This window comes from Staphylococcus gallinarum (assembly GCF_000875895.1).
In the GTDB taxonomy this organism is placed as follows: domain Bacteria; phylum Bacillota; class Bacilli; order Staphylococcales; family Staphylococcaceae; genus Staphylococcus; species Staphylococcus gallinarum.
Genome location: NZ_JXCF01000003.1, coordinates 324,358 through 348,300 on the forward strand (window position 1 = coordinate 324,358; position 23,943 = coordinate 348,300).

20 protein-coding genes and 1 tRNA gene are annotated in these 23,943 nt (G+C 31.4%); 15 read left to right on the top strand and 6 right to left on the bottom strand.

Annotation, left to right across the window (positions count from 1 at the left end):
- The 10 genes from uvrA (at position 1) to SH09_RS03535 (ending at position 12,247) form a co-directional block, all read left to right on the top strand.
- Positions 1 to 2,838, top strand: coding sequence for an excinuclease ABC subunit UvrA (uvrA, locus tag SH09_RS03490; RefSeq protein WP_042738233.1), 2,838 nt, complete (start codon positions 1 to 3; stop codon positions 2,836 to 2,838).
- Positions 2,839 to 3,297: 459 nt separating this feature from the next.
- Positions 3,298 to 4,233, top strand: a complete 936-nt coding sequence (gene hprK / locus SH09_RS03495; protein ID WP_042738234.1) for an HPr(Ser) kinase/phosphatase — start codon at positions 3,298 to 3,300, stop codon at positions 4,231 to 4,233.
- A 3-nt stretch (positions 4,234 to 4,236) separates the two neighbouring features.
- The gene (gene lgt / locus SH09_RS03500; RefSeq protein WP_042738235.1) at positions 4,237 to 5,073 is read left to right on the top strand and encodes a prolipoprotein diacylglyceryl transferase; all 837 of its coding nucleotides are present in this window, start codon (positions 4,237 to 4,239) and stop codon (positions 5,071 to 5,073) included.
- A gap of 9 nt (positions 5,074 to 5,082) precedes the next feature.
- Positions 5,083 to 5,556, top strand: a complete 474-nt coding sequence (locus tag SH09_RS03505) for an acyltransferase (RefSeq protein ID WP_042738266.1) — start codon at positions 5,083 to 5,085, stop codon at positions 5,554 to 5,556.
- Between the two features lie 29 nt (positions 5,557 to 5,585).
- Positions 5,586 to 7,022 carry a tetratricopeptide repeat protein gene (locus SH09_RS03510; RefSeq protein WP_042738236.1) on the top strand — a complete coding sequence of 479 codons (1,437 nt, stop codon included), beginning with the start codon at positions 5,586 to 5,588 and terminating at the stop codon, positions 7,020 to 7,022.
- A gap of 65 nt (positions 7,023 to 7,087) precedes the next feature.
- The gene (trxB, locus tag SH09_RS03515) at positions 7,088 to 8,032 is read left to right on the top strand and encodes a thioredoxin-disulfide reductase (RefSeq protein ID WP_042738237.1); all 945 of its coding nucleotides are present in this window, start codon (positions 7,088 to 7,090) and stop codon (positions 8,030 to 8,032) included.
- A gap of 421 nt (positions 8,033 to 8,453) precedes the next feature.
- A complete protein-coding gene (rapZ, locus tag SH09_RS03520; protein WP_042738238.1) occupies positions 8,454 to 9,380 on the top strand; it encodes an RNase adapter RapZ in 927 nt (308 codons plus the stop codon).
- Positions 9,367 to 10,362, top strand: a complete 996-nt coding sequence (locus tag SH09_RS03525) for a gluconeogenesis factor YvcK family protein (RefSeq protein WP_042738239.1) — start codon at positions 9,367 to 9,369, stop codon at positions 10,360 to 10,362. Before rapZ ends, SH09_RS03525 begins: the two co-directional genes overlap by 14 nt.
- Positions 10,363 to 10,403: 41 nt before the next feature.
- The gene (gene whiA / locus SH09_RS03530; RefSeq protein WP_042738240.1) at positions 10,404 to 11,351 is read left to right on the top strand and encodes a DNA-binding protein WhiA; all 948 of its coding nucleotides are present in this window, start codon (positions 10,404 to 10,406) and stop codon (positions 11,349 to 11,351) included.
- Positions 11,352 to 11,527: 176 nt separating this feature from the next.
- On the top strand, positions 11,528 to 12,247 hold the full coding sequence (locus SH09_RS03535) for an SAM-dependent methyltransferase (RefSeq protein ID WP_042738241.1): 720 nt from the start codon (positions 11,528 to 11,530) through the stop codon (positions 12,245 to 12,247).
- A 338-nt stretch (positions 12,248 to 12,585) separates the two neighbouring features.
- Here the strand turns inward: SH09_RS03535 and SH09_RS03540 are convergent, their stop codons facing one another.
- The gene (locus tag SH09_RS03540) at positions 12,586 to 12,912 is read right to left on the bottom strand and encodes a putative quinol monooxygenase (RefSeq protein WP_042738242.1); all 327 of its coding nucleotides are present in this window, start codon (positions 12,910 to 12,912) and stop codon (positions 12,586 to 12,588) included.
- Between the two features lie 359 nt (positions 12,913 to 13,271).
- Here SH09_RS03540 and SH09_RS03545 point away from each other — a divergent pair, with 359 nt between their 5' ends.
- Both SH09_RS03545 and SH09_RS03550 read left to right on the top strand, forming a co-directional pair.
- Positions 13,272 to 15,068, top strand: a complete 1,797-nt coding sequence (locus SH09_RS03545) for a glycosyltransferase family 2 protein (protein ID WP_052495407.1) — start codon at positions 13,272 to 13,274, stop codon at positions 15,066 to 15,068.
- Between the two features lie 375 nt (positions 15,069 to 15,443).
- Positions 15,444 to 17,729, top strand: coding sequence for a bifunctional glycosyltransferase/CDP-glycerol:glycerophosphate glycerophosphotransferase (locus SH09_RS03550; protein WP_042738243.1), 2,286 nt, complete (start codon positions 15,444 to 15,446; stop codon positions 17,727 to 17,729).
- Positions 17,730 to 18,592: 863 nt separating this feature from the next.
- Here the strand turns inward: SH09_RS03550 and SH09_RS03555 are convergent.
- Positions 18,593 to 18,664 (bottom strand) — tRNA-Arg (locus SH09_RS03555).
- A gap of 154 nt (positions 18,665 to 18,818) precedes the next feature.
- Between SH09_RS03555 and clpP the strand changes: the two genes are divergently transcribed.
- Complete coding sequence (gene clpP / locus SH09_RS03560; RefSeq protein ID WP_042738244.1) at positions 18,819 to 19,403, top strand: ATP-dependent Clp endopeptidase proteolytic subunit ClpP; 585 nt, start codon at positions 18,819 to 18,821, stop codon at positions 19,401 to 19,403.
- 509 nt (positions 19,404 to 19,912) lie between these two features.
- Here the strand turns inward: clpP and SH09_RS03565 are convergent.
- The 3 genes from SH09_RS03565 to SH09_RS03575 all read right to left on the bottom strand — a co-directional run bounded on the left by SH09_RS03565 (position 19,913) and on the right by SH09_RS03575 (position 21,594).
- On the bottom strand, positions 19,913 to 20,095 hold the full coding sequence (locus tag SH09_RS03565; RefSeq protein WP_042738245.1) for a hypothetical protein: 183 nt from the start codon (positions 20,093 to 20,095) through the stop codon (positions 19,913 to 19,915).
- A 26-nt stretch (positions 20,096 to 20,121) separates the two neighbouring features.
- Positions 20,122 to 21,018, bottom strand: coding sequence for a TIGR01777 family oxidoreductase (locus tag SH09_RS03570; protein ID WP_042738246.1), 897 nt, complete (start codon positions 21,016 to 21,018; stop codon positions 20,122 to 20,124).
- A 378-nt stretch (positions 21,019 to 21,396) separates the two neighbouring features.
- Positions 21,397 to 21,594 (bottom strand): hypothetical protein, encoded by a 198-nt coding sequence (locus SH09_RS03575; protein ID WP_042738247.1) that lies wholly within the window; start codon positions 21,592 to 21,594, stop codon positions 21,397 to 21,399.
- A gap of 292 nt (positions 21,595 to 21,886) precedes the next feature.
- Here SH09_RS03575 and SH09_RS03580 point away from each other — a divergent pair, with 292 nt between their 5' ends.
- Entirely contained in the window at positions 21,887 to 22,576 is a 690-nt protein-coding gene (locus tag SH09_RS03580; RefSeq protein WP_042738248.1) for a DUF4887 domain-containing protein, read from the top strand.
- A 142-nt stretch (positions 22,577 to 22,718) separates the two neighbouring features.
- On the opposite strand, the gene SH09_RS03585 is transcribed toward SH09_RS03580, so the two are convergent.
- Positions 22,719 to 22,952, bottom strand: coding sequence for a hypothetical protein (locus tag SH09_RS03585; RefSeq protein ID WP_042738249.1), 234 nt, complete (start codon positions 22,950 to 22,952; stop codon positions 22,719 to 22,721).
- Positions 22,953 to 23,324: 372 nt separating this feature from the next.
- Here SH09_RS03585 and SH09_RS03590 point away from each other — a divergent pair.
- Positions 23,325 to 23,943 (top strand): sugar-binding domain-containing protein (locus SH09_RS03590; RefSeq protein WP_042738250.1); only part of this gene is annotated, 619 nt, incomplete at its 3' end.

Here is a 23,943-nt window from a genome sequence, read left to right on the forward strand (position 1 = left end):
ATGAAACAACCATCTATTGTAGTTAAAGGCGCTCGTGCCCATAATTTAAAAGATGTAGATATCGAAATACCTAAAGATAAGTTGATTGTGATGACAGGACTTTCAGGGTCCGGTAAATCGTCACTAGCGTTTGATACTATATATGCCGAAGGACAACGTCGCTATGTAGAGTCATTAAGTGCATATGCAAGACAATTTTTAGGTCAAATGGATAAACCCGATGTTGATACAATTGAAGGTTTATCACCTGCAATATCTATTGATCAGAAGACAACAAGTAAGAACCCACGTTCGACGGTAGCAACAGTTACAGAGATTTATGATTACATCCGTTTATTATATGCACGTGTAGGGAAACCAATATGCCCAAATCATGGCATTGAAATTGAATCACAAACAGTGCAACAGATGGTCGATCGTGTTATGGAGTTGGAAGACCGTACTAAAATTCAATTGTTAGCACCCGTCGTTTCTCATAGAAAGGGATCTCATGAGAAGTTGATTGATGATATTGGTAAGAAAGGTTATGTTCGTGTACGAGTAGATGGTGAAATTACTGATATTAATGAAGTGCCAGAATTAGATAAGAATAAAAATCATACTATCGAAGTCGTAGTCGACAGATTAGTTGTGAAAGATGGTATCGAAACACGTCTAGCAGACTCAATTGAGACAGGATTACAACTTGCAGATGGCAACCTCGTCGTAGATATTATCGATGGTGAGGAGTTAAAGTTCTCTGAAAATCACGCCTGTCCAATTTGTGGGTTTTCTATTGGAGAACTAGAGCCACGTATGTTTAGTTTTAACAGTCCCTTTGGAGCGTGTCCAACTTGTGATGGTTTAGGTCAAAAGTTAAAAGTAGACTTAGACTTAGTTGTTCCTGATCCAAACAAAACACTGAATGAAGGTGCAATCATCCCTTGGGAACCAACAAGTTCGGAATATTATCCAACATTGTTAAAACGTGTTTGCGAAGTCTTTAAAATAAATATGGATAAACCTTATAAAAAATTAACAGATAGACAAAAGGACATCATCTTATATGGTTCTAAAGGTAAGGAAATCGAATTTACCTTTAAACAACGTAATGGTCAAACACGTAAACGTACAATGGAGTTTGAGGGTGTAATTCCAAATATTAATCGTCGCTATCATGAGTCACCATCAGAACTAGTGAGAGAAATGATGAGTAAGTATATGACTGAGCTACCATGTGAAACATGTCATGGTAAACGATTGAGTAGAGAAGCGCTATCAGTTTATGTAGCAGGTCATAATATTGGTGAAATAGTAGAGAATTCTATTAAAAACGCATTACATTTATATCAACATATCGATTTATCAGAGCAAGATCAAAAAATTGCCGATCAAATCCTAAAGGAAATTATTTCGCGATTAGAATTTTTATATAATGTTGGGTTAGAATATTTAACTTTAAATCGAGCGTCAGGTTCACTATCTGGTGGAGAAGCGCAACGAATTCGTTTAGCCACACAGATTGGTTCTAGATTATCTGGAGTACTCTATGTACTCGATGAACCATCTATTGGATTGCATCAACGTGATAATGATCGCTTGATTAACACGTTAAAAGAAATGAGAGATTTAGGTAATACATTAATCGTTGTTGAACATGATGATGATACGATGAGAGCTGCTGATTATCTAGTGGACGTAGGACCTGGTGCCGGAGAACATGGTGGTCAAATTGTTGCAAGTGGCACACCAAAGCAAGTTATGAATAATAAAAAATCACTAACAGGTCAGTATTTAAGTGGTAAGAAACGTATTGAAGTACCAGAACAACGTCGTGAAGTTACTGACAGAAAGATAGAAGTTAAAGGTGCACGTAGCAATAACTTAAAGGGTGTAAACGTGTCATTTCCACTATCTACAATGACAGTAGTAACTGGTGTATCCGGTTCCGGTAAAAGTTCACTAGTTAATGAGGTATTATATAAATCATTAGCAAAAGAAATTAATAAATCTAAAGTTAAACCTGGTGATTGTGATGAGGTCACAGGTATTGATCAACTAGAACGAATTATTGATATTGATCAATCACCAATTGGTAGAACGCCAAGATCAAATCCAGCAACATATACTGGTGTGTTTGACAATATTCGAGATATATTTGCACAAACAAATGAAGCCAAGGTTCGTGGCTATTCTAAAGGACGCTTTAGCTTTAATGTTAAAGGTGGCCGTTGTGAAGCTTGTAAAGGCGATGGAATTATCAAAATCGAAATGCATTTCTTGCCAGATGTGTATGTTCCATGTGAAGTATGTGGCGGTACAAGATATAATCGTGAAACGTTAGAAGTAACTTATAAAGGGAAAAATATTGCTGATATCTTAGCGATGACTGCTGAAGATGCGACTAATTTCTTTGAAAATGTACCTAAAATACATCGTAAATTAAAAACATTAGTCGATGTTGGCCTAGGATATGTAACCTTAGGACAACCCGCAACGACATTATCAGGTGGAGAAGCGCAACGTGTTAAATTAGCTTCAGAATTACACAAACGTTCAACAGGTAAATCCATTTATATTTTAGATGAACCGACAACTGGTTTACATGTTGATGACATTAGTAGATTGCTTAAAGTATTGAATAAATTAGTAGAAAATGGTGATTCTGTCGTTATTATTGAACATAACTTGGATGTTATTAAAATGGCAGATCATATTATTGATTTAGGTCCTGAAGGTGGAGATGGTGGCGGTACAATTGTTGCCACAGGTACGCCTGAAGAGATTGCGAATGTTGAAGCAAGCTATACAGGTCGATACTTAAAGCCAGTATTAGAAAGAGATACAATCACATCTTAGTTCAACAATAGTAGCATATATCAGTGATATTAATTTATCGTGTATTCATATGAGGTCGATTGGATTATAATTATCCAATCGGCCTTTAATTATATTGAGCTATTAAATTTTGGTTCTATAATAAGTTAGACTGCTGATAAATTATTCGTAACAGTCGGAATCGACGAAGAACTTAAATTTAAAGGCGTGAGCTTTATGCTTTAATTTATTGGTTCAATACATAACGAATAGATTTCATTAAACTACTATAAAGCATTATAAGTTTAGGCTGAAATTTAGCGATAAAGCATGATTATAGAGACTTAATATCGTAATATCGCTAAACAGAAATGTAAGGTAGAATAGTATTGTATGAATTATTTTATTAACTACTACACTTTTTAATATGGATTATCAATGCTTTTTGATATGATAAATACATAGCGCAAATGTAGGAGAAATATTGATAGAGGTGAAGCTATGTTAACTACGAAAAGCTTAGTCGAACGCTTTGAACTTGAAATTATTGCAGGTGAAGCGGGTTTAAATAAGCAAATTAAAAATACTGATATTTCAAGACCTGGTTTAGAAATGGCAGGTTATTTTTCTCATTATGCCTCTGACCGTATTCAGTTATTGGGAACAACGGAATTATCTTTTTATAACTTGTTGCCAGATGAAGAGCGAAAGGGTAGAATGAGAAAGCTATGTCGCCCCGAAACACCAGCTATCATTGTAACGCGTGATTTAGAACCACCTGAAGAGTTGATACAAGCTGCAACTGAGCTTGAAACACCATTGATTACATCAACGATTGCGACAACACAATTAATGGGTCGTTTGACAACGTTTTTAGAACATGAATTAGCTAGAACGACTTCATTACATGGTGTGTTAGTTGACGTTTATGGCGTAGGTGTCTTAATTACTGGTGATTCTGGTATCGGTAAGAGTGAAACAGCATTAGAACTTGTTAAACGTGGTCATCGACTCGTTGCAGATGATAATGTCGAAATTCGAGAAGTGAGTAAAGACGAACTCATTGGTAAAGCGCCAAAGTTAATCGAACATTTACTTGAAATTAGAGGTTTAGGTATCATCAATGTAATGACGCTATTTGGTGCGGGATCAATTTTAACTGAAAAAAGGCTACGTTTAAATATTCATTTAGAAAATTGGCACAAAGATAAATTGTATGACCGTGTTGGTTTAAATGAGGAAAAGTTAAAAATCCTAGATAATGAAATCACGAAGAAGACGATTCCAGTCAGACCCGGACGTAACGTGGCCGTTATCATTGAAGTAGCAGCGATGAATTATCGTTTAAATATTATGGGTATCAACACTGCTGAAGAATTCAATGATCGTCTCAATGCTGAAATTATGAGAAATGGACACCACAGTGAGGAGAACTAATTGATGATGAGTTTAAATTATATTGATCCTATTGCATTTGAATTAGGACCAATTTCAGTACGTTGGTATGGCATAATTATCGCTACTGGTATATTACTTGGCTATTTTATTGCACAGGCTAGTGTGAAGCGAATTGGTCATGATAAAGATACGTTAGTAGATATTATTTTTTGGAGTGCTATTGTAGGATTTATCGTTGCACGTATTTACTTTGTAATATTTCAATGGCCATATTATGCACAGAATCCAATAGAAATCCCTATGATTTGGCATGGGGGTATCGCAATACACGGTGGTTTAATAGGCGGATTTATTACCGGTATCTTTGTGTGTAGACATAAGAATCTCAATCCATTTCAAATTGGTGATGTGATTGCACCAAGTATGATATTAGGTCAAGGTATAGGTCGTTGGGGTAACTTTATGAATCATGAAGCACATGGTGGTCCTGTTGCTAAGAGTTTCTTAGAGAACCTACATATACCAAATTTTATTATTGAGAATATGCATATAAATGGTAAGTACTATCATCCGACATTTTTATACGAATCACTTTGGGATATTATTGGTTTTATTGTGTTAATCTTTATTAGAAAGCATTTACGTGTTGGAGATACGTTGTGTCTCTATTTAATATGGTATTCGATCGGTAGATTTTTCGTTGAAGGATTACGTACGGATAGTCTTATGTTGACAGAACATATTAGAGTTGCACAAGTGATGTCCGTAGTACTTATTATCGTCGGTATCGTGATAATGGTAATACGTAGAGTGAAATATAAGGCGCCACAGTATAAAGCTGTCGGACCTTTAGCTTGGCCAACTAAAAAGGTGAAGTGATGATTGTTTATGCGTAAGTTAACAAAGTTGCCATCCAAGGGGTCTAATCCCCTTTGGCAAATGTATCGATATGTCAAAGCCGTTAAAGTATTTAAGCAAACGATAGTCATAGAACTATGTCGCTATATGCCAAACTTAAAGGTTAAGCGATGGATATATCAGCATATATTAAAGATGAAGATAGGTACGAATACAGCCTTTGCATTTAAGGTTGTTCCAGATATCATTAAGCCGGAACTTATTACTATTGGCAATAATTGTGTAATAGGCTACAATACAACTATTTTAACGCATGAATTTTTAGTTGATGAATATCGCACTGGACCAGTTCAGATTGGTGACAACACATTAATTGGTGCAAATGTTACAATTTTAGCTGGTGTGACGATAGGTAGTAATGTCAAAGTAGGTGCTGGAACGGTCGTTGCAAAGGATATTCCAGATTATGCTGTCGCATACGGCAATCCAATGCAAATTAAATAATGAAACATGTAACTAGGAGGTGAACATAGATGGCGCAAAACAATAAAGTGATACAAATGAAATTAGATAGTCATTTTTATAAGCGATTAGCTGAACAAAAATTTCAACATCAAGATTATAAAAAGGCTGCAGAATACTTCGAAAAAGTGCTTGATATGTCACCCCATGATTTTGAGAGCAAAGTAAAGTATGCAGAAAGTCTTGTGAAATTGGGATTAAGTAATAAAGCAGAACAGCTTTATTATGAAAGCATTGCACAAGATGAAGACGTTGCTGATAGTTATTACGAATTAAGTCAGTTAAATATTATAAAAAATGATCCTAATAAGGCCTTCTTATTTGGAATGAATTACGTTATTCTTGCTGAGGATGAAGATTATCAAGAAGAATTAGAAGAGATGTTCGAAGTATCTTATCATTCTCCAGAGAAAATAGAAATTGAGAGTCAATTATTTGCCATACAATTAATTTTCCAATATTTATTTTCACATGGACGTTTAGTAGATGCTCAGAAATATTTGTTAAGGCAAAGTGACACACTTCAAGCACATCGAGTACTACGTAATTTACTTGCAATGTGCTATTTATATCTCAATAAATATGATACGGCACGTGAAATGTTTGAACAATTACTAGCTGAAGATAACACCGATGTACACGCACTCTGCCATTACACGTTGTTACTGTACAATACAAATGATGTAGAAAAGTATGAACGCTATTTAAATTTATTGAATAAAGTCGCACCGATGAATGAAGATGAATCGTTTAAACTCGGTATCGTTCTTTGTTATTTAAAGCAATACGAAGCTTCGCAAAGTGTGCTCTTACCTCTATATAAAAAAGGCAAATTTCTTTCAATTCAAATGTATAATGCACTCAGTTTTAATTATTACCATTTAAATAATATTGAAGAAAGTAAATATTTTTGGTCAAAATTACAAGATATTGCACAAGTTGACGTTGGCTATGCACCGTGGGTCATTGCCGAAAGTAAAGTATATTTTGATGAACAAATTTTACCACTGTTAATGAATGATGATAATCACCATAGATTATATGGTATTTTTTTATTGAATCAATTAAGGGGTAAGGAAGTATTTATGACCGAAGAAATTTGGTCTGTATTAGAAACAATGAATGATTATGAGAAGTTATATCTAACTTATTTAATTCAAGATTTAAAATTAACTAAATTAGATTTCATTCACAAAGGCCTACTGATGATGTACAATGTGGAAGCATTAAAAAATAATGAAATGTTATTTATTATTTGGATTGACCAAGCAGAAGCAATTATTGCCGAACAATCAGATTTAACAGACGTAAATGCTTATGTTGCAGCTTATGTGTATATGCATTATAGAGCTTCTGAGCAAAAGGTCACAAAGCAACAAGTCTGTGACTGGTTTGAAATTTCTAATTATAAATTAAATAAAACCATAGATTATTTATTGAGCATATAAGTTTAATAAAATCAAGAAATCATATATAATGCGCATAATGAATTAATAAACAGGAGGCAATTTAAATGGCTGAACAAGTGGATTTTGATGTTGCAATTATTGGTGCTGGACCAGCAGGTATGACTGCAGCAGTTTATGCATCTCGTGCAAATTTAAGCACTGTTATGATAGAGCGTGGTATGCCAGGTGGACAAATGGCGAATACGGAAGAAGTTGAAAATTTCCCAGGTTTCGAAATGGTAACTGGACCAGATTTATCAACAAAAATGTTCGAACATGCTAAAAAATTTGGTGCAAAATACCAATATGGCGATATTAAATCAATTGAAGATAAAGGCGACTATAAAGTCATCAATTTAGGTAATAGCGAAATTACAGCACGTGCTGTTATTATTTCAACAGGTGCAGAATATAAGAAAATCGGTGTTCCTGGCGAACAAGAATTAGGTGGCCGCGGTGTAAGTTATTGTGCCGTATGTGATGGTGCATTTTTCAAAGGCAAAAAATTATTCGTTATCGGTGGCGGTGACTCAGCAGTTGAGGAAGGTACTTTCTTAACTAAATTTGCAGATAGTGTGACAATCGTTCACCGTAGAGATGAACTACGCGCACAAAAAATCTTACAAGATCGTGCATTTAAAAACGACAAAATTGACTTTATCTGGAGTCACACACTGAAAACAATCAATGAAAAAGATGGTAAAGTAGGGTCAGTAACATTAGAATCAACTAAAGATGGTGCTGAACAAACATTAGACGCAGACGGTGTGTTTGTTTATATCGGTATGAAACCACTAACTGCGCCATTTGAAAATTTAGGCATTACAAACGAAGTTGGATATATCGTAACAAATGAAGATATGAGTACAAGCATTCCTGGTGTTTATGCAGCAGGAGATGTTCGTGATAAAGGTTTACGTCAAATCGTTACTGCAACTGGCGACGGTAGTATTGCTGCACAAAGTGCCATTGCATATATCGAACACTTAATGGATACAATTGAAGCATAATTAATATAATTCGCAGTACACGAACAATAAAATAATAATTCAGTCATAGCTAGAATGTTTATCACATAGAATTAATGGTGAATATAACATTCTAGCTTTTTTACGTATGTATATAGAGATATGAAAGAGGTTAATAAAAAGTTTATTATTGTTATCTTTAAAGTTATTTGGGAAAAGAAATAGCATAAGATTTTTCACACAAAAACATATTATTTAAAAATGATAAGTACATAAAGACGAAGTTGTTAAAATGTGGTTTAATAATTAAGATAATAAACTATTACCTATGTGGTTTTTAATGTAAAATATAATATGATAGCATGATTAATATTAGTTGATTTTATACAACGACAATATGGTTGATAAGATTGTCATCTATAGTGAAGTGTAATAGAAAATATGTAACGGATGGTGTGAAGATATGCAACATGGAGAAAAGGAAACAATTAAAAGTGAATTATTGGTTGTAACAGGCTTATCAGGTGCTGGTAAATCAGTCGTTATACAAAGTTTAGAAGATATTGGATATTTTTGTGTTGATAATTTGCCACCCATTTTGTTACCAAAATTTGTTGAATTGATGGAACAGGGAAACCCATCATTACAAAAGGTTGCAATAGCAATTGATTTGAGAGGGAAAGAACTTTTTAAATCATTGATTCAAGAAATAGATCAAATAAAGAGCAATACTAATTTAATTGTCGATTTAATATTCTTAGAAGCTTCAAATGAAAAGCTAATTTCTCGATACAAAGAAACACGTAGAGCTCATCCATTAAATGAAAATGGTCAACGTTCACTCATAGAATCTATAGATGAAGAGCGTTATCTTTTAAATGAAATAAAAAGTTTAGCTAATTATACGATCGATACATCATACATGAAACCAAAAGAATTGCGTAAAAGAATTGAAGACTACTTTAATCGCAATGACATCGATACCTTTAATATCAGCGTGACAAGTTTCGGCTTTAAACATGGTATTCAAATGGATGCAGATTTAGTATTTGATGTACGTTTCCTACCTAATCCACATTACGTTGACGATCTAAGACCGCTTACTGGTGAAGATGAGCCTGTATACAATTATGTAATGAAATGGAAAGAGACAAATATCTTCTTTGAGAAATTAATGGATTTACTAAAATTTATGATTCCTGGTTATAAAAAGGAAGGGAAATCACAATTAGTTATCGCAATTGGTTGTACAGGTGGTCAACATAGGTCTGTTGCTTTAGCAAAGCGTATAGGAGCAGATTTGCAAGATAGCTTTGACTATAATGTCTATGTGCACCATCGTGATGCACATGTTGAAAGTGGCGTGAGAAATAAAAATGAGAAAAATTAAACTTGTACTCATCGGAGGTGGCACAGGTTTATCCGTACTAGCACGTGGCTTAAGAGATTACCAAATTGATATAACTACGATAGTAACTGTAGCTGATGATGGTGGTAGTACAGGTAAGATTAGAAATGAAATGGATATTCCTGCGCCTGGAGATATTCGAAATGTAATTTCAGCATTAAGCGAAACAGAAACAACGTTAAATCAACTATTTCAATATCGTTTTAAAGAGAATCAAGTCGAAGGACATGCATTGGGTAATTTGATTATTGCTGCTTTGACAAATATTACTGATGATTTTGGTCATGCGGTAAAGTTATTGAGTGAAATTTTAAATATAAAGGGTCGAGTGATTCCGTCTACGAATACCAGTGTACGTTTAAATGCAGTGATGGATGATGGTGAAGTTGTTTATGGTGAGTCAGAAATACCAAAAAAGAATAAAAGGATTAAGCGTGTATTTTTAGAGCCTGAAGACGTAGAGCCTATGGAAGAGGCGGTTAGGGCATTAGAAGATGCTGATTTAATTGTACTTGGTCCTGGTTCGCTGTATACGAGCGTGATTTCCAATCTATGTGTCAAAGGTATTAGTAAAGCTTTATTACAAAGTGAAGCACCAAAATTATATGTATCTAATGTGATGACACAACCTGGTGAAACAACAGGTTACACTGCAGAAGATCATGTTAATGCGATACATGAACACATTGGTGAAAGATGCATTGATTATGCAATTTGTGGGCCACAAACCTATAATGAAGAAGTGTTGAGACGTTACAGGGAGGAAAATGCTAAACCTGTACATTGCGATATTCAAGAAATGGAAAAATTAGGTATCAAAGTGATGACACACCCAGATTTAATTGAAATTTCAACTCAAAATTATGTACGACATAATTATGAAATTTTAGCTAAAATGATTTATGAAATCGCAATTAACGAAACAGAAACAATTGAATTTAATAGAGATGAAAAGACTAAATAAATTTTACTAAAGTGATTTAGTAAGGAAAGGACTGATAAACAATGAGCTTTGCATCCGATATGAAAAATGAACTCACGAGAATAGAAGTTGATGAAGCGAATGCAAAAGCAGAGCTCAGTGCACTTATTCGAATGAATGGTGCGCTCAGTCTTGCCAATCAGCAATTTGTCATAAATGTTCAAACAGAAAATGCCACGACGGCACGCCGTATTTATTCTTTAATTAAAAAGGTATTCGGTGTTGAAGTAGAACTACTTGTGAGAAAAAAAATGAAGCTAAAAAAGAATAACATTTATATTTGTCGTATCAAATCACAATCTAGAGAGATATTGAATGATTTAGGTATCTTAAAGGACGGCGTATTTACTAGAGAAATTGATGAGTCTATGATTCAAGATGATGAAATGAAACGCAGTTATTTAAGAGGGGCCTTTTTAGCAGGAGGATCTGTAAATAATCCAGAAACGTCTTCATATCATTTAGAAATTTTTTCATTATATGAAGATCATTCAGAAGGCTTAACACAATTAATGAATAATTATGAATTGAATGCGAAACATTTAGAACGTAAAAAGGGGAGCATTGCCTATTTAAAAGAAGCAGAAAAAATATCTGATTTCCTAAGCCTAATCGGAGGATTCCAAGCATTATTAAAATTTGAGGATGTCCGTATCGTCAGAGATATGAGAAATTCAGTAAATCGTTTAGTTAACTGTGAAACAGCTAATTTAAATAAAACTGTAAGTGCTGCAATGAAACAAGTTGAAAGCATACAGCTGATTGATGAGGAAATTGGGCTGGATAATTTGCCAGAAAGATTAAGAGAGATTGCTAAATTAAGAGTAGAACATCAAGATGTATCTTTAAAGGAATTAGGTGAAATGATGTCTACAGGTACGATTTCAAAATCAGGTGTGAATCACCGCTTAAGAAAATTAAACGAAATGGCTGATAAAATTCGAAGCGGAGAACCATTAGAATTGAAATAGTAGATATGTATGAAACTTTTAAAGAAATTATTATAAAATAACAACAGTATAAATTTAGAGTTCACTCATTAATAAGTGAACTCTTTTTTATTTAATCACTTATTTCAGAATATTCTAATAAATGTTAAGTTAAAAGATGGATATATGAAATCAATTTTGTGAAGGATGTGTTTTGTTTGAGCGTAAATACAGATTGGTTAAGTCTAGATAGAATTATATTTATTGGACGAACGTTTGATGAATATATGAAAATGTTTAATTTAAATGCGTCAGAATTAAAGGGGAAGAATATACTTGATTGTCCAGCAGGTGCATGTGCTTTTGGGTCTCAAATGAAATCGTCTTCAATAAATATTAAATCATGTGACATAGCTTATTATTTTGATAAACAATCATTATATAAGAAAGGGCAACAAGATATTGAACATGCGATAGAAAATATAGAGAAAGCAAAGCATCTTTATAATTGGACATATTTTAAGAATACACAAGAATTAAAAAATTCGCGCATCCAAGCATTAGAGAATTGTTATTCGGATATGGTCATTAATAAGGAAGATTATGTAGCCGCGAAGTTGCCTGTTCTGCCATTTGCAGATCATAGTTTTGATATTTTATTATCTGCACATTTTTTATTTATGTACGCTGACCAGTTAGATTATGAATTTCATCGTGCTTGCATTAATGAAATGCTTCGCGTGTCAAAGAATGAAATTAGAATTTTTCCTATAGTTGATTTAAAAGGTGAGCAATACCAATATCTATCTGAGATTTTGAGCTATATTTCAGATTTAGGTCATGAGACAGAACTGATTAAAGTTGATTATGAATTTCAAAAAAATGCGCATACTATGATGAAAATTACAATAAGAGGTAATGATAAAGTTGAGCTATAACATAACACAGAATTATAACCATAATAATTAGAAAATGAAATTGATAGTTTATGCTGTAAAAAGTTTACTATTATCAAACTGATATAAGTTGTGAAAGTCGGACTGATATTTTTGTTGAAAATAATTAAAAAAATAGCATTATAAAATCATATTAAAAAAGACAAAGTGATAATCATTAAGTTAACACTTTGTCTTATTGTTGCTTGCATGTTTAGGATAAGGTGTAGTTCAGAACGCACCTCTTAATACTGCCATTAGAAGTCGCGAAATGCGCAGTCAATCAATGAAATTAATGTGTATAAAAAACGTAAAAACTCACCTTTTGTGAAAAGTTGCAATTACTTTCTTAAAAAATGATCATCATTATGTGAACCATTATCTTCTTTGTAACGTTCCATTTTCATATGTAAATCATATTTATCTCGTAATGCAGCAATTTCTTTCATCATATCTGAAGCATGATGCTTATCCAATGCTTCTTGATTTATCCAACTATCTATCAGTAACACAGTTTCAGGATCTTCATAAGATAAGAAATAATCATATTTTAAATTACCAGGTTGCGCTTTAATTCTTGCTACAATTCCTTCATTAATCATAGCTTCGATAAAGCGTTTTGCGCTTCCATTTTTACCAGTATAATATAAATTTACAGTTAAACTCATTTTAAAAATCTCCTATCTAATATTATAGAATTAAATTGTTTCATGAGAATATAATTCTTTCGATATATGTATTATAGATTAACGCTAATTTAAATCAAACATGATGAATTACATACTTATTTTTATTAATTTCATATAAGCTTGATTATAATTTGTGGCTTTAGAAGTGATAATTATGATTATTTCATTAAATAATTTTTACGCACATATAATATGAAAGAATAAAATATAGCTTATGTTATAATTTTACAATTCTCGCCATATTAATTTTTTAATAAAATCTAATATTTTATTAAAGTTTTGAACAATTGTTTACCTGTGATATATAATTAGGGGAAATAGTTTATTAATAATAATATGTGGGGGAGATTGAAATAGAAAAGCTAATTTCAATTATTGTATCAGTCTATAATAAAGAAAAATTTATTGATAAATGTATTCAATCATTGATTGATTTAAATATTGATAAATCAAAAATAGAGGCAATATTTGTTGATGATGTTTCAACAGATAATTCATATGAAATTTTAAAGAGATATGAAACAAATTATGATTTTATACGTTGTATCCAATTAGAAGAAAATTCGGGTGGACCAGCTGAACCTAGAAATATTGGTATACAAGAATCTAAAGGAAAATATGTAACTGTATTAGATGCAGATGATTGGTTGGAGTCAGATGGATTCCCTAACTTAGTACATCAAATGGACGCACACGATTCTGATTTTGGATTTGGTCAATGTTTTAAACATAGAAATCATGAAATTGTAAAAGTTGCAAATTTTGCTTCGTATAAAATAGATAATGGACTTGTTCCTTATGAACTATATAAAATATTTAGAGCAATTGGTCCATGGGGAAAAGTTTTTAAACGTTCAACAGTAATTGATAATAATATTAAGTTTAAGAATTTAAAATATGCGGAAGATAAGTTATTTTATTCTGAATTGATGAGTAAATCTAAAAGTGCTTCAATGACAACGGATCATGTTTATCATGTGAATAGATATACCGACAATGAATCATTAGTAAAAGAGACGGATGATATTGAAAAAGCAAATTTAAATTTTGAAGTACTAACTGAATTAATCCAAATGGACTTGCCTAAATACGCAAAAGAACAAATTTTGTGTCGTATCATAGAAATGGATTTTATATCAAGATTCTTTATTAAAAAAGCATTCTTAAATTCTAATAATAAATCATTTTATTATGAAATGTTTGATAAAGTAGAAAACATGATTAAAAACGCAGGATACGAAATAGAACAATTATTAGAAAATGCAAGATATCGTAATGTCTATCTTGCGTACCATCATAACAGAGAAGATTTTGAAGATTATATTAGGTTTATGTTGTATAAGGCAAATTCACATAAATATATAAAAGGTGGTATTGTCCGCTATAAGTACCCGGAAAAATTTAATAATTTACCAGAATTAAAAGCAAAATGTGTTGGAATCCATAATGGTACGAGAATGATTAATGATAATTTATACGAAGTAATTGAGATATTTAAAGAAGAAAATTCAGTTATTAATTCCGTTGAACTAGTCAAAATAAATGATGAACGAATCTCTAAAAATATAGAATTCACATATGAACAAGGGTTTATTTATATTAAAAAAGAACATTTATATTTAGACGGTAATAATTTTAATATCATTATTCGCTTTAATAATTTTGAATCATCATTAGTTTACGCAAGTTATCCAAATGTTAGTGATAATAGTAAATTATATAGACAAAATGCTAAGACAGAATTCATTGTCTCAAAACAAGCTAAAAAGATAGTGGAACCTAAAAAGGTAGTGAAATCAAACGCTAAAAAATATTATCAATCAGCGCCTAAACGTATTGTTACAATAAAAAATACTAATATTTATAAGGATGTTGATTTTAAAGAAAAACTATATCCGATGCCCAAAGGGCAAATTGTTGAAATTAAAGGATTTGAAAAAAGTACTAAAAAAACACCAAGATTTATTACGAATGAAGGATTATATATATCAGCAAATAAAGACATTGTATTATCAGTGAGTTCAACAGATGAAAACATTAGTATAAAAGATAATGATTCAAAAACTAAAGTGACTGAAACAAAATCAGGTGTTTTATCTTCATTAAGAAGAAGTTTTTTAAACAAAAAAAATTAGCATAAAGATAATAAAATGAAATAGTTATTTTAAGGTTAGACTATCCAAAAAATACCTATCAATATTAAAAGTAAACGTCAACTTCTATCTGATACAACTAAAGAAGTTGGCGTTTTTATTTTGATAGTTTAAACTTTTAAAAATCTAATATTAGTTTAGTTTAATGTGTAGTTATTTTTACATGTATTTAAATGAAATGATATTTTATTATAATTAGTATTGATATAACATATCTTTTTATACTAAATATAAAATTTTGCAACGTTAAAAAATTTAATTTTAAAAATGCGTTGTATTTAAGGAATCTTGATATTATAATTATTTATGGTTTTAACGTTCAAAATATACTCAAAGAAAAAGAAAGTGGTGGGAAATATGAATTTCTCAATTTTAATTACTTATAAAAATAAAAAGGGTAATGAGAAATACATAGAGAGATGTTTAGAAAGTATTGCTGATCAAACATACAATGATTATGAAGTTATACTTGTTCATAACGACATTGAATATATAAGTGGATTAATTAAAGATAATACTTTAAATATCAAAACTATTGAGATGAAAGAAAGTGATGGAATCTCAAAATATAAGAATAAAGCAATTGAACATGCAACAGGAGAATTTTTAATATTTATAGATGCTGATGACTTTTTACATCCAAATGCTTTGATTTATGCTAAGCAAATGATTGAAGATAACGGATTAGAGAGAAATGTATTCAAATTCGGAATAAGTAAGACAAATTTAGATAAAACATCCACATTAAACACTAATAAAAGAGCTTTCTTTGATAATGAAGCATTAACTAAATTGGAAGAGATTTTCAAAGATGTAGATATAGAACTTAATAATCAACAAGTTAAAAGCTTTGTAAATGGTATGTTTGAGAAAGGTATAATCGGTCATAAATTCACGGATTATTCTCCTGGAAATTATTTTAAAAAATTAAATTATCAGTTTAGAGTACATAGCTACATAATACGCAAATCTTTCTTAATTCAGAATGATATTAAATTTGATAATGAGAACCTACTTTATAATGATATTCCGTTTTTATTAGAGCTTTATAATAAAACGCCATATATTATACAATCAAATACGAAACTGTATTATAAATTTATTCATAATGACCCTATAAATGCGCCTTCTCTAACACAAGAAGAACATGAGGATAGAATACTTCAAAGAGTTAGAGCTTTAAAAGAAGGTTTGCTTAAATGTATAGATCCTGAAATAGCTAAAAAAGTAAAAATTGAAGCAATGAGATATTACTTGTATAAAGTTATTAAAAGTGATTTGTTTACTGATTTTAGTAGTGAAATGTTTGAAATTTACCAACTCCTAAATGAAATTTTCAATTATCCATCTAATGAGATTAAATTAAGTAAGCGTCATTCTTTTGAAATAAATGCAATTAAAAATGGAAATCTAAAAAAAGCATTTATGCTAAGTAAGTCAAGAGTACTTGGTTATAAAACTTATCAATTTATGAAACCGAAAAATCAAAGATTTAGACAGAAAAAGGTGCAGAAAAATGTATTTACAAAACTCCCAATAAAAGAAAATACGATATTATACGAAAGTTTCTTGGGGAGAAACTATTCTGATAGTCCTAAAGCAATATTTAATTATCTTTTAGAGAATGATAAAGATAAATGGAATCATGTTTGGATTCTTAATGACAAAAACCTAGTTGAAAATGAACAAGAATTTAAAAATGAAAATGTAAAAATTATCAAACGTTTTGGGTGGCAATATTTCTACTATGTTACTGTTTCCAAATATTTCATCTTAAATATGAGACAACCTAAATGGTTGTATAAAAAAGCAGAACAAATAATACTATCAACTTGGCACGGTACGCCACTAAAACGTTTAGTGTTCGATATGGAAAATGTAACGTCAGCAAATAAAAATTATAAAAAAGATTTCTATAATCAATCTCGTAATTGGGATTATTTAATTGCTGCCAATAAGTATAGTGAACAAATATTTGAAAGTGCGTTTATGTATCCAAAGGAGAACATATTGACATATGGTTACCCTAGAAACGATATATTACACAATTACACTTCAGAGTATAAGCAGCACATTAAGGAAAAGTTGAATTTACCGACTTCTAAAAAAGTAATATTATATGCACCAACATGGAGAGACGATGAATTCCATTCAGCAGGTAATTATAAATTTAAACTTCAAATGGATCTTAACAGAATGCGTAAAGAATTTGGAGAAGAATATGTAATTGCATTAAGAATGCATTATTTCATTTCAGATAATATCGATTTAACTGGATTTGAAGACTTTGCTTATGATTTTTCTAAATATAACGATATCAATGATTTATATATTTCTAGTGATATTTTAATCACAGATTATTCATCAGTTTTCTTTGATTTTGCCAACTTAAGAAAGCCAATATTATTCTTCACATATGATATAGAAAAATATAAAAGTATGTTAAGAGGATTTTATATTGATGTGAACAACGATTTGCCAGGTCCTTTATTAAGAACAAATGATGAACTCATAGAGGCTATTAAACAAATTGATTTAACAGTTGAAAAATATAAAGAGAAATATGAAACATTTTATCAAAAATATTGTTATTTAGAAGATGGGAATGCAACAAAAAGAATTGTTGATAAAGTTATAAAATAGGGGGAGCTTATAATGAAACGATTTTTAATTACTATTTTAGTCATTTTGGGAGTAGTTTATTATAAAAATAGAGAAATAAATGCAATACATGAATTTTATGCTGTTGAAGATGAAGAATAAAGGCTATTTATTTATTTAAATTGCCGTTTTTATATAGGGGAGTAAAATCGACTATGGGATGTACGTTTAAATAGACTATGTTTGGTGTATAATTTCTACCAATGCTAAAGCAATTTTAAACTTATAAAAGTTGTTTTACTTTTAAAAGGTCCTTTGTATGCTAATAGCTAATCTGTTAAATTATTTTCTCACTTTTTAATAGTTTGGTTTATAAATTTTAGAATAATAACCAGTAAATGAGTTATATTGATATGCTCACTTCAAAAGTTGCGTTTTGTATGTATAATTTGAAGGGAACATATCATACTTTTACTGGTTATTTTATTTACGATAACATGTATTGTTGTCTTGTTTTCAGGGAATGTGTTTTGGTCTCGGTTTTTGATATGTGTTGCTTTCAGAAAGTACGCCTAAATACCATACAAAAATTCTGATTTTGCGAATGATATAATAAATAAATTACTTCTCTTAAATTGTTGATGTAATAATTTATTAAATGATAAAACTTATTTTCGAAATGGATCAATATATGCCACCAATTTTGCTACATGTTAACGCGTTAGGGACTGCTCTACAACTTTGAGCAAGGTGATTTATTTCCAAAACCTTTACGTGCAATTATTGAATCCCAAAAAGTCTCTGAAATATTGTAGAATATAGTATATTATTGATAGATAATATAAAAAGAACCCCATCATTATGGGGTTCTTTATCTTAAATTGTATGTAATTATGGGTTAGGTATCCCCTCGAAGGGAATCGAACCCCTATTCTAAGAACCGGAATCTTATGTGTTATCCATTACACTACGAGGGGTAAATATAACAATAATATTAGTTTACAAATGTTATTTGTAAGGGTCAACAAGAATGAAATAAAAATGGTTAAATATTTTGAGCTTTATTTTTTGACCATGTTTGACTTTTAGGTTAAAATAAGTTTATCAGTTAGAAATAAGGAGGCAATATTAATGAATTTAATACCTACAGTAATTGAAACTACAAACCGTGGGGAACGCGCTTATGACATTTACTCACGTTTATTAAAAGATCGTATTATCATGTTAGGTTCACAAATCGATGATAACGTAGCAAACTCTATCGTATCACAATTATTATTCCTACAAGCACAAGATGCTGAGAAAGATATTTATCTTTATATCAACTCACCAGGTGGAAGTGTGACTGCTGGTTTTGCTATTTATGATACAATCCAACATATCAAACCTGATGTTCAAACAATTTGTATTGGTATGGCAGCTTCAATGGGTTCATTCTTACTTGCTGCTGGTGCGAAAGGTAAACGTTATGTATTACCAAATGCAGAAGTAATGATTCACCAACCATTAGGTGGAGCGCAAGGTCAAGCAACTGAAATCGAAATTGCTGCTAACCATATTTTAAAAACACGTGCTAAATTAAATCAAATTTTAGCAGATCGTACTGGTCAATCAATTGAAAAAATTGAAAAAGATACTGATCGTGACAACTTCTTATCAGCTGAAGAAGCGAAAGAATACGGTTTAGTAGACCACGTTATGAATCCTGAAGATTAATTTTCAAAGGATACAATGAAATAAAGTCTCTAAGACATAAAGTTTTAGTACAATTATTAGAAGGCAATTTCTATTGAAATCATATAGAAGTTGCCTTTTTTATAATTTTGGGACACAATTTTGGCGGGCCTCCTGAGGGAGCAGGACAAGCTGAAGACTACAGGCTGAAGCTGTTCTTATAGGAAGGCGAGTCAACAAAACGTACTATGAATGAAAATCTAGTAGATAAGGTATTAAGTATTTAATGATTGATATACCAACATAAACAAGACAAATTGAATATAAGAATTGAATATACAGTAATTTAAAAGACATAAATAATTTCAACGTATTTTGGCGAGACTCCTGAGGGAGCAGGACAAGCTGAAGACTACAGGCTGAAGCTGTCCCCTAGGAAAGCGAGCCAACAATACGTAATTAAAACAAAAAAACACTCAGATAAATTGAATTCATTTATCTGAGCGCTATGTTTGTGGAATTTATGATTCAAACTTTTTATATGAATAAGGTTATGACTTATACTTTTTAAATATAAGTAGACTGGCAAAAACTGTGCAAATACTTCCTATTACAATGAAAAAACTAGAAACAATAATCATCGGTACAGAATTTTCAAATGCAAATATGCCATTAATAAATATAAGTATGCCTGCAATTAATAAAAGGATATGAGTAACACTATCTTGCTTCATGTATATCTCCTCTCATTATATTTAAATTAATGTACCAAATCTTCAAGTGCAATTTTCAAGTCAGGATATTTAAATTTAAAGTCTAGTGCTTGAAGTTTGTTTGGAATGACTTTTTGCGTATCTAAAACAACAGTGGACATTTGTCCTAGTACTAATCTCAAAGCTAGTGACGGCACCCATGTATAGTGAGGGCGATGAGTAATACGAGCTAATGTATAACCAAATAAGTTTTGACGTTCTACAATTGGCGCAGTGAAGTTAAATGCCCCTTTTGCATTTTCGTCATTGATTGTATATAGAACGGCTCTAACTAAATCATCGATATGAATCCATGAATACCATTGGCGGCCAGAACCTAGTTTGCCACCAACATAATAGTCGTAACTTTGTTTCATTAATGGTAATGCGCCACCTTTGTCTGATAACACCATACCAAATCTACCGATGACTACGCGTGAACCTAATGTTTCGAATTGTTTTGCGCGTCGTTCCCATTGATAGACGACCTCAGAAAGAAAGTCAAAAGGTAACGATTTATATAATTCTGTATAGGTACGGTTATAATCAGGTCTATAATACCCAACGGCACTTGCATTGAAAAATACGTCTGGGCGTTTTGTTCTTGATTTAAACAATTCATATAATGTTTGAGTTGCTTGAATACGACTTAACATAATTTGTTGTTTATGTTGCTTAGTCCATCTATGGTTAAGACTTGCACCAGCTAGATTTATCACAATATCTATATCTGGAACTTTACTTTCCCAATCAGATTCAGTCCAATTCACATAGGAAATTTTTGGGTGTGAATTGATTTTGTTTTGTCTTGTTAATACAGTAATATGCGCATCACTTTCCACGATTGCATCAATTAATTGACTGCCAACCATACCAGTGCCACCTGTGATTAAATACTGTTTCATCGTATCACCTCTAGAATAAATTGCATTTCATTTTAATTATTCATCTTCTTAGTTACTTTAAAATAGAAGGTCATAATTTTTTCAAAAATTGTTCATTAATATGTCATTAACTAACCTTTAGAAGCCTTTATATTCATATTGTATAAGTTATAATAAAAGTACCTTCAATAATAATTAATCTTTTCTTAATTATTCGAGTATACCCCATAATATACAATGAAGGTAAAATTTTGACTCCCTTTAGTATAGGTCTATACATTATAGTATAGACCTTTTTTATGTTATCTCAATTATTGTTGTAAAATTATCTTTTTGAATTTTGATAACTTTGAAAAATGAATTAATCATACTAAGAGAATAATACATAATCATTTATGGTTATAAAAATATAAAAAAGGTAATTAGAGTAATAGCTATAATAATCAGTAAAGCCAAAGTGATTGGTATTATTTTGTGATTAGACTTATCATTATCTGTTGATTCATATTCATCATTTTCTTTCATCATTTGTCGTATACCATGCTGCTTAAATTGTTGTGGATCGTTTGAATTTTTGAATAAATCACTATTTTCCACTTATTATGACACATCCTTACTCGAGCTATAATTTATTAAAAAACTTATGTTTTCATTTGTTTTATTGAAAGGGTGACTTCTTTTAACTTAAAATGGATTTACAATAAATAATAAGATATTTTGTGTTTTTATTCTACAATTGTAAATGTAATTTCAATATTAACTAGTGAAAAAAGTGGTAATAAGTTTTAATCAACTTTGAAATGTTGTAAAATATATTTTTGACAATAGTAAATTGTAATTTAACAGAGCTTACGATTAAATAGATATAAAATTAAAGTGAGGGAAGCATATGCCAAAGCATAATCAAAATAATGATTTTGATGGTCGTGGTAAAAAGAAGATGAGCTTGTTTGCCAAAATCGTTAGTGGGGTTATAGTATTCCTACTTTTATTCGGCCTTGTTTTCGCAATCTTTGCTTTTGTAGATCATTCTAATAGAGCGAATGAACGCTTAAGTGACCAAAAGCAAGAAGAAAAAGAAAAGAAAAAAGAGAAAACTAAGGAAGAAAAAAAGAAAAAAGACAAATCAACTGAAGAAACGCAACAAACAATGCAACAAACCCAGCAGACTCAGCAAACGCAACAAACGCAACAAACGCAACAAACGCAACAAACACAGCAACAGACCCAACAACCAGCAACAGTAGAACGTAATACTACACAAGAGCAGAAAACTAAGGAAAAACCTTCAACCGAAGAGAAGTCAACTGAAGAAAAGACTACTGAGGAACCATCAACTGAAGAGAAAACAACAGAAGAACCATCAACTGAAGAAAAGACTACTGAAGAGCCATCAACCGAAGAGAAAACAACAGAGCAACCATCAACACAGCAAAAAAAGACAACTGAACCAAAATCCACAGAACAACCATCAACACAACAAAAATCAACTCAGAATTCAGGTCAAGGATCATCTAGTTCAAGTAGCCAAGGTAATAACAGCTCAGAAAAGAGTAGCCAATCTTCAGATGAAGACTAACATATTAATTTAAAATAAGGCACGACACGATTGACGAGTGTGGTACATCTAATAGTAAGTATGCATAATCTCAACTTACTTAATAGGGGTACAACAATACTAAAGTTACGTGGCGTGTCTTTTTATATTTTCAATGGAAAAATCAAAAGAATAATTGTAAGAAATAAATTATAATTATTGGTAGTAGTATTAAAGTCAAACAACCGCCTAAACAACCGAAAGGACCACATCCAATTCTCGTACCATAATGATAATGGCGACTGTAGCCTTTGGCATCATGATTATTGTTGCTATGTCGATGATGTTTAAAATAGCTATCATCTTTATATTGACCATCACCAGGCGTTAAAACTTTAGGTTTTTCATTGCTGGACATAACACGACCCCCTTGTAAGTAAAGTTACTTTTAGTTTAACTTTTAAGCTCCCTCTAGGCAAAATAAAGGTAGCAAGTTATGAAATTTGACTTATGACTCGAATTATTACAATAATATAAATATAAAGTGCAATTTAATGATTAAGATTGTACATAAAAGGGTAATTTGTAAATTGTAAAGCCTATTAATAAATGAGTAACGAAATGTAAGTGTTATCATTGATTTTTAACGTTGTATTTCCCTTGCAATTTCGAATATATAGTAGTAGTATTGCAACTATAAAAGGTTATATTTTTTTGTCCCACCAGGGACGTAAAAAGTCAATCTATGGTTAGAACTTGACCCTTTAAATTGATAAGGAGGAGGATAGTAGTGAAAGACTTGATAAAAATTCAACAGAAGTTAGTTCCTGAAATTGTTGAAAAAATGTATCGGCGTTTTTCAATCCTCACTACTATCTCAAAGTATCAACCAGTAGGTCGACGTAGTTTAAGTGAATATATGGATTTAACTGAACGTGTGTTAAGGTCGGAAACAGATGCATTAAAGAAGCAAGAGCTTGTTAAAGTGAAACCAACAGGTATGGAGATTACTGACGAAGGAGAAGCAACGATTCGACAGTTGAATAGTTATTTCAATAGTTATTCGGATGATCATCATTTGGCTCAAGTAATCAAAGACGCATATGATATCAAAGATGTCTATGTAATACCTGGAGATTCTGATACAGATAAGACTGTTAAGATTGAATTATCGAGACAGGCAGGTCAACTTGTTGAAGATGTTCTCTATGAACAAGCGATTGTTGCCGTTACGGGTGGGTCAACGATGGCTTATGTAAGTGAAGCGATGCATGATCAACCATTTGATGTGTTTTTCGTGCCAGCGCGTGGGGGGTTAGGCGAAAATGTTGTTTATCAAGCCAATACAATTGCGGCAAGTATGGCGCAACAAACCGGCGGGGATTATACGACATTATACGTTCCTGATA

Coding starts and splice junctions, on each gene's coding strand:
- hprK (WP_042738234.1), top strand. CDS start 3,298: ATGTTAACTACGAAAAGCTTAGTCGAACGCTTTGAACTTGAAATTATT.
- SH09_RS03585 (WP_042738249.1), bottom strand. CDS start 22,952: ATGTCCAGCAATGAAAAACCTAAAGTTTTAACGCCTGGTGATGGTCAA.
- SH09_RS03510 (WP_042738236.1), top strand. CDS start 5,586: ATGGCGCAAAACAATAAAGTGATACAAATGAAATTAGATAGTCATTTT.
- SH09_RS03540 (WP_042738242.1), bottom strand. CDS start 12,912: ATGAGTTTAACTGTAAATTTATATTATACTGGTAAAAATGGAAGCGCA.
- SH09_RS03565 (WP_042738245.1), bottom strand. CDS start 20,095: ATGAAGCAAGATAGTGTTACTCATATCCTTTTATTAATTGCAGGCATA.
- SH09_RS03505 (WP_042738266.1), top strand. CDS start 5,083: ATGCGTAAGTTAACAAAGTTGCCATCCAAGGGGTCTAATCCCCTTTGG.
- SH09_RS03580 (WP_042738248.1), top strand. CDS start 21,887: ATGCCAAAGCATAATCAAAATAATGATTTTGATGGTCGTGGTAAAAAG.
- whiA (WP_042738240.1), top strand. CDS start 10,404: ATGAGCTTTGCATCCGATATGAAAAATGAACTCACGAGAATAGAAGTT.
- SH09_RS03550 (WP_042738243.1), top strand. CDS start 15,444: ATGAATTTCTCAATTTTAATTACTTATAAAAATAAAAAGGGTAATGAG.
- SH09_RS03525 (WP_042738239.1), top strand. CDS start 9,367: ATGAGAAAAATTAAACTTGTACTCATCGGAGGTGGCACAGGTTTATCC.
- rapZ (WP_042738238.1), top strand. CDS start 8,454: ATGCAACATGGAGAAAAGGAAACAATTAAAAGTGAATTATTGGTTGTA.
- clpP (WP_042738244.1), top strand. CDS start 18,819: ATGAATTTAATACCTACAGTAATTGAAACTACAAACCGTGGGGAACGC.
- uvrA (WP_042738233.1), top strand. CDS start 1: ATGAAACAACCATCTATTGTAGTTAAAGGCGCTCGTGCCCATAATTTA.
- SH09_RS03570 (WP_042738246.1), bottom strand. CDS start 21,018: ATGAAACAGTATTTAATCACAGGTGGCACTGGTATGGTTGGCAGTCAA.
- lgt (WP_042738235.1), top strand. CDS start 4,237: ATGATGAGTTTAAATTATATTGATCCTATTGCATTTGAATTAGGACCA.
- trxB (WP_042738237.1), top strand. CDS start 7,088: ATGGCTGAACAAGTGGATTTTGATGTTGCAATTATTGGTGCTGGACCA.